Annotated in this window: 13 protein-coding genes; 7 read left to right on the top strand and 6 right to left on the bottom strand. The window is 71.1% G+C overall.

The window, feature by feature from the left end:
• Positions 1–7: 7 nt before the first annotated feature.
• Entirely contained in the window at positions 8–1,009 is a 1,002-nt protein-coding gene (locus OHA73_RS20920) for an ArsA family ATPase (protein ID WP_267070021.1), read from the bottom strand.
• Positions 1,010–1,095: 86 nt separating this feature from the next.
• Here OHA73_RS20920 and OHA73_RS20915 point away from each other — a divergent pair, with 86 nt between their 5' ends.
• The 4 genes from OHA73_RS20915 (at position 1,096) to OHA73_RS20900 (ending at position 3,535) form a co-directional block, all read left to right on the top strand.
• Positions 1,096–1,260, top strand: a complete 165-nt coding sequence (locus tag OHA73_RS20915; RefSeq protein ID WP_107498797.1) for a DUF4177 domain-containing protein — start codon at positions 1,096–1,098, stop codon at positions 1,258–1,260.
• Positions 1,257–1,730, top strand: a complete 474-nt coding sequence (locus OHA73_RS20910; RefSeq protein ID WP_266711452.1) for a RidA family protein — start codon at positions 1,257–1,259, stop codon at positions 1,728–1,730. Before OHA73_RS20915 ends, OHA73_RS20910 begins: the two co-directional genes overlap by 4 nt.
• Before the next feature lie 87 nt (positions 1,731–1,817).
• A complete protein-coding gene (locus OHA73_RS20905) occupies positions 1,818–2,708 on the top strand; it encodes an NUDIX hydrolase (RefSeq protein WP_267070022.1) in 891 nt (296 codons plus the stop codon).
• A complete protein-coding gene (locus tag OHA73_RS20900; RefSeq protein WP_266711448.1) occupies positions 2,705–3,535 on the top strand; it encodes an MBL fold metallo-hydrolase in 831 nt (276 codons plus the stop codon). Before OHA73_RS20905 ends, OHA73_RS20900 begins: the two co-directional genes overlap by 4 nt.
• Positions 3,536–3,851: 316 nt before the next feature.
• Here the strand turns inward: OHA73_RS20900 and OHA73_RS20895 are convergent, their stop codons facing one another.
• Positions 3,852–4,754 (bottom strand): sigma-70 family RNA polymerase sigma factor, encoded by a 903-nt coding sequence (locus OHA73_RS20895; RefSeq protein WP_267070023.1) that lies wholly within the window; start codon positions 4,752–4,754, stop codon positions 3,852–3,854.
• 120 nt (positions 4,755–4,874) lie between these two features.
• Complete coding sequence (locus OHA73_RS20890) at positions 4,875–5,549, bottom strand: Crp/Fnr family transcriptional regulator (protein WP_031090867.1); 675 nt, start codon at positions 5,547–5,549, stop codon at positions 4,875–4,877.
• Between the two features lie 430 nt (positions 5,550–5,979).
• Between OHA73_RS20890 and nth the strand changes: the two genes are divergently transcribed.
• The 3 genes from nth (at position 5,980) to OHA73_RS20875 (ending at position 9,026) form a co-directional block, all read left to right on the top strand.
• A complete protein-coding gene (gene nth, locus OHA73_RS20885) occupies positions 5,980–6,927 on the top strand; it encodes an endonuclease III (RefSeq protein WP_267070024.1) in 948 nt (315 codons plus the stop codon).
• 56 nt (positions 6,928–6,983) lie between these two features.
• Complete coding sequence (locus tag OHA73_RS20880; protein WP_266711442.1) at positions 6,984–7,754, top strand: NUDIX hydrolase; 771 nt, start codon at positions 6,984–6,986, stop codon at positions 7,752–7,754.
• A gap of 72 nt (positions 7,755–7,826) precedes the next feature.
• Positions 7,827–9,026 (top strand): MarP family serine protease, encoded by a 1,200-nt coding sequence (locus tag OHA73_RS20875; protein ID WP_267070025.1) that lies wholly within the window; start codon positions 7,827–7,829, stop codon positions 9,024–9,026.
• A gap of 361 nt (positions 9,027–9,387) precedes the next feature.
• Here OHA73_RS20875 and OHA73_RS20865 read toward each other — a convergent pair whose 3' ends face one another.
• From OHA73_RS20865 to nhaA, 3 genes are all read right to left on the bottom strand, one after another.
• On the bottom strand, positions 9,388–10,341 hold the full coding sequence (locus OHA73_RS20865) for an alpha/beta fold hydrolase (protein ID WP_266711437.1): 954 nt from the start codon (positions 10,339–10,341) through the stop codon (positions 9,388–9,390).
• A complete protein-coding gene (locus OHA73_RS20860) occupies positions 10,338–10,847 on the bottom strand; it encodes a phage holin family protein (RefSeq protein WP_327655807.1) in 510 nt (169 codons plus the stop codon). Before OHA73_RS20860 ends, OHA73_RS20865 begins: the two co-directional genes overlap by 4 nt.
• A 64-nt stretch (positions 10,848–10,911) precedes the next feature.
• The gene (gene nhaA / locus OHA73_RS20855) at positions 10,912–12,315 is read right to left on the bottom strand and encodes a Na+/H+ antiporter NhaA (RefSeq protein ID WP_327655806.1); all 1,404 of its coding nucleotides are present in this window, start codon (positions 12,313–12,315) and stop codon (positions 10,912–10,914) included.
• Positions 12,316–12,426 lie beyond the last annotated feature (111 nt).

The raw sequence follows: 12,426 nt of genomic DNA, 5'->3' as shown, positions 1-12,426 counted from the left end.
CGTCCCGTCATGAGTGGCGTCCTGTCCTGGATGCGGTTCCCTGAATCCCTTGGATCCCTTGCTGTCGCAGTTCCTCGGCGAGCGTGTAGAGCCCGGAGAGGTCGAGGCCCTCGGTGAGCAACGGCAGTTCGTGCAGCGGCAGGCCCGCCTCGGCGAGCTGGTCGCGCTGGGCGCGCTCCAGGGCGTAACGCTCGGCGTACTCCCCGGCCTGCGCGAGCAGCGGACCGACGAGCCGCTTGGCGCTGCCGAGCCCGGCGGCCGTCAGGGCCTCGGTGACCGCGGGGCGGACCTCGCCGTCGGAGGCCAGCGCCAGGGCGGGTTCCCCGAGAAGCGCGGGTCGCACCATGTTCACCATGATCCGTCCGACGGGCAGCTTCGCGGCGCGCAGCTCGGCGACCCCGTCGAGGGTCTCCTGCACCGGCATCTCCTCGAGGAGGGTCACCAAGTGCACCGCGGTCTCACGGGACTTGAGGACCCGCATCACCGCCTGCGCCTGATTGTGTATCGGGCCCATCTTGGCGAGCCCCGCCACCTCGTCGTTCACGTTGAGGAACCGGGTGATGCGGCCGGTGGGCGGCGCGTCCATCACCACGTAGTCGTAGATGTAGCGCCCCTGCTTGTCTTTTCTGCGCACCGCCTCGCACGCCTTGCCCGTCAGGAGTACGTCCCGCAGGCCCGGCGCGATGGTGGTCGCGAAGTCGATCGCGCCCAGCTTCTTCAGGGCACGGCCCGCACCGCCCAGCTTGTAGAACATCTGGAGGTAGTCCAGAAGCGCCAGTTCAGGATCGATGGCGAGCGCGAACACCTCCCCGCCACCGGGCGCGACGGCGATCTTCCGCTCCTCGTAGGGGAGCGCCTCCGTCTCGAAGAGCTGTGCGATGCCTTGTCTGCCCTCCACCTCCACGAGGAGAGTGCGCTTTCCCTCGGTCGCGAGGGCGAGCGCGAGTGCAGCGGCGACCGTGGTCTTTCCGGTCCCGCCCTTGCCGCTGACGACCTGGAGCCTGCTCACGTATTCGAGCCTAACCAGTACGTCGGACATCCACGCAGCAGCCTCCGGAACGCTTCGGCCATGTCCGGACGGATACAGTCGGCCCCATGGCAAAGAAGTGGGAATACGCGACCGTGCCGCTCCTCGTGCACGCGACGAAGCAGATCCTGGACACCTGGGGCGAGGACGGCTGGGAGCTGGTCCAGGTCGTGCCGGGGCCGAACAACCCCGAGCAGCTGGTGGCGTACCTGAAGCGGGAGAAGGCCGCATGAGCGGGCAGGTGGAGGCGCGGCTCACCGAGCTGGGCCTGACCCTGCCGCCCGTCGTCCCCCCGGTCGCCGCGTACCAGCCGGCCGTGCAGTCCGGCGTGTACGTGTACACGGCGGGGCAGCTGCCCATGGTCGACGGCAAGCTGCCGCTGACCGGCAAGGTCGGCGACGAGGTCACCGACGAGCAGGCCAAGGACCTGGCCCGCACCTGCGCGCTGAACGCGCTCGCGGCGGTCAAATCCGTCGCCGGTGACCTGGACCGCATCGCGCGTGTCGTGAAGGTCGTCGGCTTCGTGGCCTCCGCCACCGACTTCACCGGCCAGCCCGGCGTCATCAACGGCGCGAGCGAGCTGCTCGGCGAGGTCCTCGGCGACAAGGGCGTGCACGCGCGCAGCGCCGTCGGCGTGGCCGTGCTGCCGCTGGACGCGCCGGTCGAGGTCGAGATCCAGGTGGAGCTCACCTCCGAGGCCTGAGCTGCCGTTCTCGTACGAGAGGCCGTCCACGATCTTCGTCGTGGACGGCCTCTCGAACATCCGGCCGTCAGCGGTTAGCCTCCGGCCATGGCAAATGGGCAGTGGTATCCCCCGGAGTGGCCGGAACGCATCCGTGCCCTCGCCGCCGGCACGCTCACACCCGCGACTCCGCGCCGCGCGGCCACCGTGATGCTGCTCAGAGACGCCTCGCCCGGTGGCCCCGAGGTGCACATGCTCCGCAGACGTACGTCGATGAAGTTCGCGGCGGGCGCCTACGCGTATCCGGGCGGCGGCGTCGACCCGCGCGACGACGACCGGCTGGTCCGCTGGGCCGGTCCTTCGCTCCAGGTGTGGGCCGAGCGGCTCGGGGTGCCGGAGCGGGAGGCCCAGGCGATCGTCTGCGCCGCCGTGCGGGAGACGTTCGAGGAGGCGGGCGTGCTGCTCGCCGGACCGACCCCGGACACCGTCGTCGACGACACGACGGGCGAGCAGTGGCAGGCCGACCGGCAGGCGCTGATCGACCGGGACCTGTCCTTCGCCGGGTTCCTGGAGAACCGCGGCCTGGTGCTGCGCTCCGATCTGCTCGGCGCGTGGGCCCGCTGGATCACCCCGGAGTTCGAGCCGCGCCGCTACGACACGTGGTTCTTCGTGGCCGCGCTCCCGGCGGGCCAGCGCACCAGCGACGACTCCTCCGAGGCCGACCGCACGGTGTGGATCATGCCGGGGCGGGCCGCGGCTGAGTACGACCGGGGCGAGCTGACGATGATGCCGCCGACGATCGCGACGCTGCGCACCCTGGAGGCGTACGACGACGTGCGCGGCGCCCTCGCGGGGGCGGCGGGGCGCGATCTCACTCCCGTACTCGCGCAGGCGCGCATGGAGGAGGACGAGCTGGTGCTGTCCTGGCCGGGACACGACGAGTTCACCAAGCACATCCCGACCGGGAACAGCGACAGCAACGGGGGAGCCTCCTCATGACCGAAGCCGCGGCCCTGCCCGGCCAGCCGCGCGGCGTCGTCCTCACCGGCCCCGCCACCGCCCGCGCGGTCAACGTCCTGGCGCCCAACGCCTCCGCGATGACCCTCGACGGCACCAACACCTGGATCGTCGCCGAACCGGACAGCGACCTCGCCGTCGTCATCGACCCGGGACCGCTGGACGACGCGCATCTGCACGCCGTCCTCGACATCGCCGAGAAGGCCGGCAAGCGGGTCGCGCTCACCCTCCTCACGCACGGGCACCCGGACCACGCCGAAGGGGCGGGCCGGTTCGCCGAGTTGACCGGGACGAAGGTGCGGGCGCTCGACCCGGCGCTGCGGCTCGGCGACGAGGGCCTGGCCGCCGGTGACGTGATCACCACGGGTGGCCTGGAGCTGCGCGTCGTGCCGACCCCGGGGCACACCGCCGACTCGCTGTGCTTCCATCTCCCGGCCGACCAGGCCGTGTTGACGGGCGACACGATCCTCGGGCGCGGCACGACGGTGGTCGCCCACCCGGACGGCCGCCTCGGCGACTACCTGGACTCGCTGCGCCGGCTGCGTTCCCTGACGGTCGACGACGGCGTGCACACGGTCCTTCCGGGCCACGGCCCGGTCCTCGAGGACGCCCAGGGCGCCGTCGAGTTCTACCTGGCACACCGCGCGGGCCGCCTCGCCCAGGTGGAAACGGCCGTCGAGAACGGCTACGTGTCCGCCCCCGACGTCGTGACACACGTGTACGCGGACGTGGACCGCTCCCTGTGGCCGGCAGCCGAACTGAGCGTGCGGGCGCAACTGGACTACTTGCGGGAGCATGGCTTGATCTAGAGCGCCCATTCGGGCCCCTGCGGTGCTTGAGCGATCAGGCTTGCGCGCTGCTTGAGTGATCAGGCCTGCGCGCTGCTTGAGCATTCAGGCCCCCGCAGTGGCTGAGCATTCTGGCCTCCCCGGTGGCCTGAGCAAATCAAGCCCCCGCGGCGATTGAGCGGCGGGGTCCGGGGCAGAGCCCCGATCTTTTCAGCCCCGCCGGCGCTTGAGGCGCGGGGCCCGGGGCAGCGCCCCGCGACCGCAACCCACGCCGGGGCCAAGGCCGCGGGGCTCCGCAACTCACTCGCCGCCGGGGCCAACCGCAGGGGCCCGCACCTCACTCGCCGCCGGGCCCCACCCACCCGATGCCAAGCGCAGCGAGCCGCGGCGGATCCGCGATGATGTCGACCCCGACGACCATGCCGCCCCGGAACGTGAAGGCGAGCACCGAGACGACCCGGCCGCGGGGCGCCTGCACGATGCCGAGGCCGTCGCCGACGAACGCCGGGTACGCCGCCTGCGCCAGCTTCCCGTAGAACGCGGCCTGCTTGGCCACCGCCAGGCTCCCGCGCAGCAGCCCGGAGGCGGTGCCGCTGCCCGCGTCGACCCGCAACAGGACGTCCGGATCGAGGAGTTCCAGCAGCGCCTCGAAGTCACCCGCGCGCGTGGCGGCCAGCCAGGCACGGACGACCTCGCGCTGCCGGGCCAGCGGCGTGTCCCGGGGCGCGGTCGCCCCCTGCACCCGGCGCCGCGCCCTGCTCGCCATCTGCCGGGTCGCCGCGGGGGTGCGCTCCACGATGGGGGCGAGCTCCTCGAACGGCACGGCGAACATGTCGTGCAGCACGAAGGCCAGGCGTTCGGCGGGCGCGAGCGTGTCGAGCACGACGAGCAGCGCGAGCCCTACGGAGTCCGCGAGTTCGGCCTCGTGAACGGGGTCGGCGGGGCGGACCACCGGGTCGGGGACGCGGGTCTCGGAGGGCCCGAGCGCCTCGTGCTCGAAGGGCTCCTCGCGGCGCGCCGTGCGGGTGCGCAGCATGTCCAGGCAGATCCGCCCGACGACGGTCGTCAGCCAGCCGCTCAGGTTCCGTACCTCGTCGGTGTCCGCCCGCTGCAGCCGCAGCCACCCCTCCTGAACGGCGTCCTCGGCCTCGCTCAGCGAACCGAGCATCCGGTACGCCACGGCACGCAGCCGCCCTCGCTCCTCCTCGAAACGGGTGACGAGATCGGGCGGCTGTGTCATGAAGAGCTCCCCTGTGTGCCTCTACGTAGACGGGTCCCGCTATGTGTGTCGCTGTGGGGCTCTACGGAGACGGGCCCCGCCACGAGGTGTGGCGGGACCCGTCTACGTAAGCGTGTGGAGTCAGCGCGAGCGCTTCGCGAGGCGCTCCACGTCCAGGAGGATCACGGCGCGGGCCTCCAGGCGGAGCCACCCGCGGCCCGCGAAGTCCGCGAGCGCCTTGTTGACCGTCTCGCGGGAGGCGCCGACCAGCTGGGCCAGCTCTTCCTGCGTCAGGTCGTGCACGACGTGGATGCCCTCCTCGGACTGCACGCCGAAGCGGCGCGACAGGTCGAGGAGCGCACGGGCCACACGGCCGGGCACGTCGGAGAAGACCAGGTCGGACATCTGGTCGTTGGTCTTGCGCAGGCGCCGGGCGACGGCGCGCAGCAGCGCCGTGGCCACCTCGGGCCGTGCGTTCAGCCAGGGCTGGAGGTCGCCGTGGCCGAGGCCGAGCAGCTTGACCTCGGTGAGGGCGCTGGCGGTGGCGGTGCGGGGGCCCGGGTCGAACAGCGACAGCTCGCCGATCAGCTCGCCGGGGCCGAGGACGGCGAGCATGTTCTCGCGCCCGTCGGGGGAAGTGCGGTGGAGCTTCACCTTGCCCTCGGTGACCACGTACAGGCGGTCTCCGGGGTCGCCCTCGTGGAACAGGGCGTCGCCGCGTGCGAGGGTCACCTCACTCATGGAGGCGCGGAGCTCCGCGGCCTGCTCGTCATCGAGCGCCGCGAAGAGCGGGGCGCGCCGCAGAACGTCGTCCACGAGTTTCTCTCCTATGTCGCCTGCATCGGGAGTGGACCCGATCGAATCGACCGGATCGCCCCGGTTGTCGATCATTTCCACTGCCCATTTTGCCGGACGGTCCAAACAGTGTGATCAGTCACTCGTACACAAGTCTGCCGCACCCGCGCCACAACCCGAGGGGGAGGGGGCCAATCGTGGAGCGATCCGGCGGCTTCGGGGCGGATGTCAGTGCCGGGCTTTAGGCTGGCCGAGTGTTCAAAAAGCCGGTGAGAGCGCAGGCGAAGGGGGTTGTGGCGGTGATGGGTGACCTTGATTCCGCTGTCGGCGAACAGGCGCAGAAAGGTGCCCCCGAGGCCGTGACCCGAGGGTCGGAGACCGTGTCGGTGAGCATGATCGGGGCCGCGCCCGTACTCAAGTCCGTGTCCGCACAGGGGAAGGCCGCCTAGCGATGTCCGCGCCCGCGAAAAAGACCGCCGCGAAGGCGGCCACCTCGAAGAAGACGGCTGCCCTGAAGCAGACGGCCGCCGCGAAGAAGGCGTCCGCCGCTCCGAAGAAGTCCGCCACGAAGGCCGCCGCCCCGAAGCAGCCCACCGCCGCGAAAAAGACGGCCGCGCGCCCCGAGTCGCACACCGCGCTCGTCCGCCGCGCCCGGAAGATCAACCGCGAGCTCGCGGAGGTGTACCCGTACGCCCACCCGGAGCTGGACTTCGAGAACCCCTTCCAGCTCCTGGTGGCCACGGTGATGTCGGCCCAGACGACGGACCTGCGGGTCAATCAGACGACGCCGGCCCTGTTCGCGAAGTACCCGACCCCCGAGGACCTGGCCGCGGCCAACCCGGAGGAGGTCGAGGAGCTGATCCGGCCGACCGGCTTCTTCCGCGCCAAGACGCGCTCGATCATGGGCCTGGCCAAGGCACTCAGCGAGGACTTCGGCGGCGAGGTGCCCGGCCGCCTCGAAGACCTGGTCAAGCTGCCCGGCGTGGGCCGCAAGACGGCCTTCGTGGTGTTGGGGAACGCGTTCGGGAGGCCCGGCATCACCGTCGACACGCACTTCGGCCGCCTGGTGCGCCGCTGGAAGTGGACCGACGAGACGGACCCCGACAAGGTCGAGCGGGCGATCGGCGAGCTCTTCCCGAAGAGCGAGTGGACCCAGCTCAGTCACAACGTGATCTTCCACGGCCGCCGTATCTGCCACTCCCGCAAGCCGGCCTGCGGCGCCTGCCCGATCGCCCCGCTCTGCCCGGCGTACGGGGAGGGCGAGACGGACCCGGACAAGGCGGAGAAGCTGCTCAAGTACGAGAAGGGCGGCTTCCCCGGCCAGCGCCTCAAGCCCCCGCAGTCCTACCTGGACGCGGGCGGGCTCCCGGCGCCGCCCCTGGCCGGCCGGGAGGCGTGACGGACCGCATCGGAGGGCAGTCGGGGCTTGGCCCAGCACACCGCGAGGGGGCGGCGATGAAGCACGTGAGCGAGGTCGGCGGGATGAGCGGCGGGGCGAAGGGGGCGGCCGGGGCGCACGGCACGGCGGGGGCGTACGGGCCGGGTGGCCCGCCTCCCTTCGACGTGACGCTCCGCACCGAGGGCCTGCCCGCCTGGCTGGACCCCGTGGCCCACGCCGCCGCCACGGTCCGCGGAGAGCAGCTCAGCCGCTTCCTGCCGCCGGAGAGCGGGGCCGGGCGGCAGTCCGCCGTGCTGATCCTGTTCGGCGAGGGGGAGCGCGGACCCGAGTTGCTGCTCATGGAGCGCTCCGGCTCGCTCAGATCCCACGCGGGCCAGCCCTCCTTCCCCGGTGGCGCCCTCGACCCGGAGGACGGCGACCCGCTCGGTGACGGGCCGCTGCACGCCGCGCTGCGGGAGGCGTGGGAGGAGACCGGACTCGACCCGGGCGGCGTCCAGCTCTTCGGCGTGCTGCCGAAGCTGTACATCCCGGTGAGCAGCTTCGTCGTCACGCCCGTACTTGGTTGGTGGCGGGTGCCCTCACCCGTCGCGGCGGTCGACCCGGCGGAGACGGCGCGCGTCTTCACGGTCCCCGTGGCGGATCTCACGGACCCGGAGAACCGGGCGACGACGGTCCACCCGAGCGGCCACAAGGGCCCTGCCTTCCTGGTGGAGTCGGCTCTGGTCTGGGGGTTCACCGCGGGCGTGATCGACCGGCTGCTGCACTACGCGGGGTGGGAGCGCCCCTGGGACCGATCAAAGACGGTCCCACTCGATTGGCGGTCGTGACAGGGTGGGCGCCGTGAATCACGAGCAGGGGCCGACAGGGGCGAGGCGAGATGCAAGGCGGGGCGTGAATCGGTGAACGTGCTGGACTTCCTGCTGCTCGCGGCGGCCGTGTGGTTCGCGATCGTCGGCTACCGCCAGGGTTTTGTCGTCGGCATCCTGTCGGTGATCGGGTTCCTCGGCGGCGGCCTCGTCGCGATCTATGCGCTGCCTCTCCTGTGGGACGCGATCACCAGTGACGCGGAGGTCACCACGACCGCCGCGGTCGTCGCCGTGGTCGTCGTGATCGTCTGCGCCTCCGTCGGGCAGGCGTTCACCACGCACTTGGGCAACAAGCTGCGCAGGTACATCACTTGGTCCCCGGCCCGCGCGCTCGACGCGACGGGCGGCGCGGTGGTCAACGTGGCGGCGATGCTCCTGGTGGCCTGGCTGATAGGTTCCGCGCTGGCCGGCACCACCCTGCCCACGCTCGGCAAGGAAGTACGCAGCTCGAAGGTGCTGTTGGGCGTCTCGCAGGCGCTGCCCACGCAGGCGGACACCTGGTTCGCGGACTTCTCCTCGACCCTCGCGCAGAACGGGTTCCCGCAGGTCTTCAGCCCGTTCGCGAACGAGCCGATCGCCGACGTGAAGCCGCCGGACCCGGCGCTCGCGGGCAGCCAGGTGGCGCGCAACGCGAAGCGATCCATCGTCAAGGTCGTTGGCCAGGCGCCCAGTTGCGGAAAGGTCCTCGAGGGCACCGGCTTCGTCTTCTCCGACCGCCGCGTGATGACGAACGCGCATGTGGTCGGCGGCGTCGACGAACCCACCGTCCAGATAGGCGGCGAGGGCGTGAAGTACGACGCGAAGGTCGTGCTCTACGACTGGAAGCGCGACATCGCGGTCCTGGACGTGCCTGCCCTGCAGGCGCCCCCGCTCCAGTTCTCGGAGGCCGACGCGCAGCGCGGCGGCGGCGCGATCGTCGCGGGCTTCCCGGAGAACGGCGCGTACGACGTCCGCCCCGCGCGCGTGCGTGGGCGCATCACGGCGAACGGCCCGGACATCTACCACCGGGGCACCGTGCGCCGCGATGTGTACTCGCTGTTCGCGACGGTCCGTCAGGGCAACTCCGGCGGACCGCTGCTCACTCCGGACGGCCACGTCTACGGCGTGGTGTTCGCCAAGTCGCTCGACGACTCGGAGACGGGCTACGCGCTGTCCGGCGACGAGATCAGCACCGACATCGTGCGCGGCCGTACGGCGAACCAGCAGGTCGACACGGACGCCTGCGCGCTGTAGCCGACCAGCCGTGGAACCCGGCCGGATCGCCAGGTACGGAAGGGCTGTTCAGCCCCGCCCACCGTGCCGGATCCGCGCCGACACCCACCGGGCGCGGCGCCGCAGAATGCGAGGAATGCCCAGCCGGGGATCGTGCGCCGACCAGCCGTCAGGCGCTCCTCTCCGGGGAGAGCCCAGCGTCATCGCTGGGCGGCGATTGCGTGCTGCGTCACTGTAGTCGTGCGTCCAGCCCATACCCCGACGTGTGCCCCTGCCCCATGGTCGGTAACCGCCCTCACACTCCCCAAAATGGCGTACGCGCCGGGCAATTGGCCGTTCGAAGCACAGGCGTTCCCCTCGGCAATCCTTCACCAAACAGGGCTCACCGGTCCGGTTCGGGATCCTTCAGCCAGTTGACCAGTTCCTTGGAGAACGCGGCCGGATCCTCCTCGTGCGGGAAGTGTCCGAGGCCGTCGAAGAGGCGCCAGCGGTAGGGGGCCTCCACGTACTCGCCGGAGCCCGCCGCGCTGCGCGTGCGCATCACCGGGTCGAGGGAGCCGTGCACATGCAGCGTCGGCACGCGCACGGGGCGCTTCATCCGCCGGTTGAACTGGATCCCGTCGGGGCGCGCGAGGGAGCGCACCATCCACCGGTACGGCTCGATCGAGCAGTGCGCGGTCGACGGGATGGACATGGCCTGCCGGTACGTCTTCACCGTCGCGTCGTCGGGCTGGTGCGGCCCCGACCAGTCCCGGACCAGCTTGCCCACCAACTCGCTGTCGTTCGCGAGCAGCTGACGCTCGGGCAGCCAGGGGCGCTGGAAACCCCAGACGTACGATCCCGAGCGCGACTGCCGGTAGTCCGCCAGCATCGCGGAGCGCCACCGGCGCGGATGCGGCATCGAGGAGACCACGAGCCGGCGCACCAGCTTGGGCCGCATCACGGCCGCGGTCCAGGCGAGATATCCGCCGAGGTCATGGCCGACGAGCGCCGCGTCGGGCTCGCCGAGCGAGCGCACCACTCCGGTGATGTCGAGCGCGAGGTTCGCCGGGTCGTAGCCCCGCGGCGTACGGTCGCTGCCGCCCACCCCTCGCAGGTCCATCGCCACGGCCCTGAAGCCCGCGTCGGCGAGCGCGACGAGCTGGTGCCGCCACGTCCACCAGAACTGCGGGAAGCCGTGCAGGAGCAGGACCAGCGGCCCGTCCCCCATCTCGGCGATGTGGAAGCGCGCGCCGTTGGCCGCGACGTCCCGGTGGGTCACCTTGTGCCCGCCGGGAACGTCGAGGAGCACGAAGGACGCGGGCGGCTGGGCCGAAGGAGTGGCAGGGTCCGTCATGCAGACGAGCGTGCCACAGCCTCGATGGCCTTTGTGTCATGCCCGTCCGCGGTCACCTCGCGGGGGTGCGGCTTGGCGTTCTGCAGTACGCCTGCCGACTCCTTGAACGAGGCTGCGGTCTTCTGCGGCCCCTTGCCCTGCTTGGCCTTCTTGGCGAAGACGACGCCGATGAGCGCGAGCAGCAGGAAGATGACCACGCTCGCGGCGAAGGACAGCAGGAAGCACCAGGCCATGTTCCAGCCGCCGTCGCCGTTGAACCCGCCGGTCCACGCGTTGATCCCGTACGCGAGCGCGAAGCTCAGCATCGGCAGCGAGAAGGTCAGGACGACCACTCCCGCCATGAACGCGCCACCACTGGTCGCGCCGCGCTTCACGTCCTTTTTGAGCTGCGCCTTCGCGAGGGCGATCTCGTCGTGCACCAGCGCGGACATCTCGGCCGTCGCCGATGCGAACAGCTGGCCGACGCTGCGTTCGGCGCCGACCGGGTTGTCGTCGGGTGCGCTCATCGCGTACTCCCCTGTTCTTCTGTGGCTGCTTCGTATGCGCGTACTGCGCGGATTCTCCGTCAGATCATGCCGGACGCTCGTCCTCGCCGCCTGCCCCGGCCGCCACTTGCGCAAGCCTTCGGTGTTCCGCGGCTTTCCGCTCGTAGATCTCGGCCATCCGAAGGTGGTACTCCGGTTTGCCCACCTCGTAGATGTCCGGGACCCCGGAGAGGTCCTCGTCGCGCTCCTCGTCCTCCCACAGGGCCCGGTACTTGGCGTTCCGGATCTTCAGCAGCACGCTCGCGATCACCGCCGCGATCAGCGAGCCCATCAGCACGGACGCCTTGATCTCGTCCGTCAGCAACGGATCGTCGGTGAAGGCGAGTTCCCCGATGAGCAGCGAGACCGTGAAGCCGATGCCGGCGAGCGAGGCCACCGCGAACACGTCGGGCCAGGCCAGCTCGTCGGAGAGCGAGGCCTTGGTGAACCGGGCGGTCAGCCACGTACCGCCGAAGATCCCGACGGCCTTGCCGACGACGAGACCCAGCACCACGCCCAGCGTCTCCGGCTTGGTGAACACGTCGCCCAGGGCCCCGCCCGACACCGCGACACCGGCGCTGAACAGCGCGAACAGCGGCACCGCGAGCCCCGCCGAGAGCGGCCGCACCAGGTGCTCGATGTGCTCGCCGGGCGACTGCTCCTCGCCCTCCTCGCGGTGGCAGCGCAGCATCAGGCCCATGGCGACACCGGCGATGGTGGCGTGGACGCCGCTGTTGTACATCAGCCCCCAGATGACCAGGGCCAGCGGTACGTAGATGTACCAGCCGCGCACCCGCTTCTTGAGCAGCAGCCAGAAGACGGCGAGGCCGAGGAACGCGCCGCCGAGCGCGGCGAAGTTCAGGTCGTCCGTGAAGAAGACCGCGATGATCAGGATCGCGAAGAGGTCGTCGACGACGGCGAGAGTGAGCAGGAACGCGCGCATGGCGCTCGGCAGCGAGGTACCGATGACGGCGAGGACGGCGAGCGCGAAGGCGATGTCGGTGGCGGTCGGCACGGCCCAGCCGCTCATCGAGCCGCCGCCGACCGCGTTGACGATCACGTACACGATCGCGGGTGTCGCCATGCCGCAGAGGGCGGCGACGACGGGCAGCGCGGCGGCCTTGGGGTCGCGCAGATCACCGGCGACGAGCTCGCGCTTGAGTTCGATGCCGGCGACGAAGAAGAAGATCGCGAGCAGCCCGTCGGCGGCCCAGTGCTCGATGGAGAGGTCGAGGCCGAGCGCGCCGGGCCCCAGATGGAAATCGCTGACGGCCTCGTAGCTGTGGTGCAGGGCCGGGATGTTGGACCAGACGAGCGCGGCGATCGCCGCCACCAGGAGCAGGACGCCGCCGACGGTCTCGGTGCGCAGCGCGTCGGCCACGAAGGTCCGCTCGGGCAGCGAGAGCCGGCCGAGTGCCTTACGGTCCTGCTTGTTCTTGGGCGCGCTCACGGGTGAGACCTCCGGTCGGGTACGGCTGACTACGTTGCCGACCAGACTTCCCGGCGCACCTTTTGGATCCCTGTCGCGTTCTTGACGCGATCCTCACCCTACCGGGTGCGC

The organism is Streptomyces sp. NBC_00483 (assembly GCF_036013745.1).
Classification (GTDB): Bacteria; Actinomycetota; Actinomycetes; order Streptomycetales; family Streptomycetaceae; genus Streptomyces.
Note: the sequence above shows the minus strand (reverse complement) of the source record. Positions and strands in the feature narration are given on the sequence as shown.

What these genes read in the sequence shown, in the direction of transcription:
- OHA73_RS20910 (WP_266711452.1), top strand. Translation starts at nt 1,257, where the DNA reads ATGAGCGGGCAGGTGGAGGCGCGGCTCACCGAGCTGGGCCTGACCCTG.
- OHA73_RS20915 (WP_107498797.1), top strand. Translation starts at nt 1,096, where the DNA reads ATGGCAAAGAAGTGGGAATACGCGACCGTGCCGCTCCTCGTGCACGCG.
- OHA73_RS20865 (WP_266711437.1), bottom strand. Translation starts at nt 10,341, where the DNA reads ATGACGGACCCTGCCACTCCTTCGGCCCAGCCGCCCGCGTCCTTCGTG.
- OHA73_RS20905 (WP_267070022.1), top strand. Translation starts at nt 1,818, where the DNA reads ATGGCAAATGGGCAGTGGTATCCCCCGGAGTGGCCGGAACGCATCCGT.
- OHA73_RS20860 (WP_327655807.1), bottom strand. Translation starts at nt 10,847, where the DNA reads ATGAGCGCACCCGACGACAACCCGGTCGGCGCCGAACGCAGCGTCGGC.
- OHA73_RS20880 (WP_266711442.1), top strand. Translation starts at nt 6,984, where the DNA reads ATGAAGCACGTGAGCGAGGTCGGCGGGATGAGCGGCGGGGCGAAGGGG.
- OHA73_RS20895 (WP_267070023.1), bottom strand. Translation starts at nt 4,754, where the DNA reads ATGACACAGCCGCCCGATCTCGTCACCCGTTTCGAGGAGGAGCGAGGG.
- nth (WP_267070024.1), top strand. Translation starts at nt 5,980, where the DNA reads ATGTCCGCGCCCGCGAAAAAGACCGCCGCGAAGGCGGCCACCTCGAAG.
- OHA73_RS20900 (WP_266711448.1), top strand. Translation starts at nt 2,705, where the DNA reads ATGACCGAAGCCGCGGCCCTGCCCGGCCAGCCGCGCGGCGTCGTCCTC.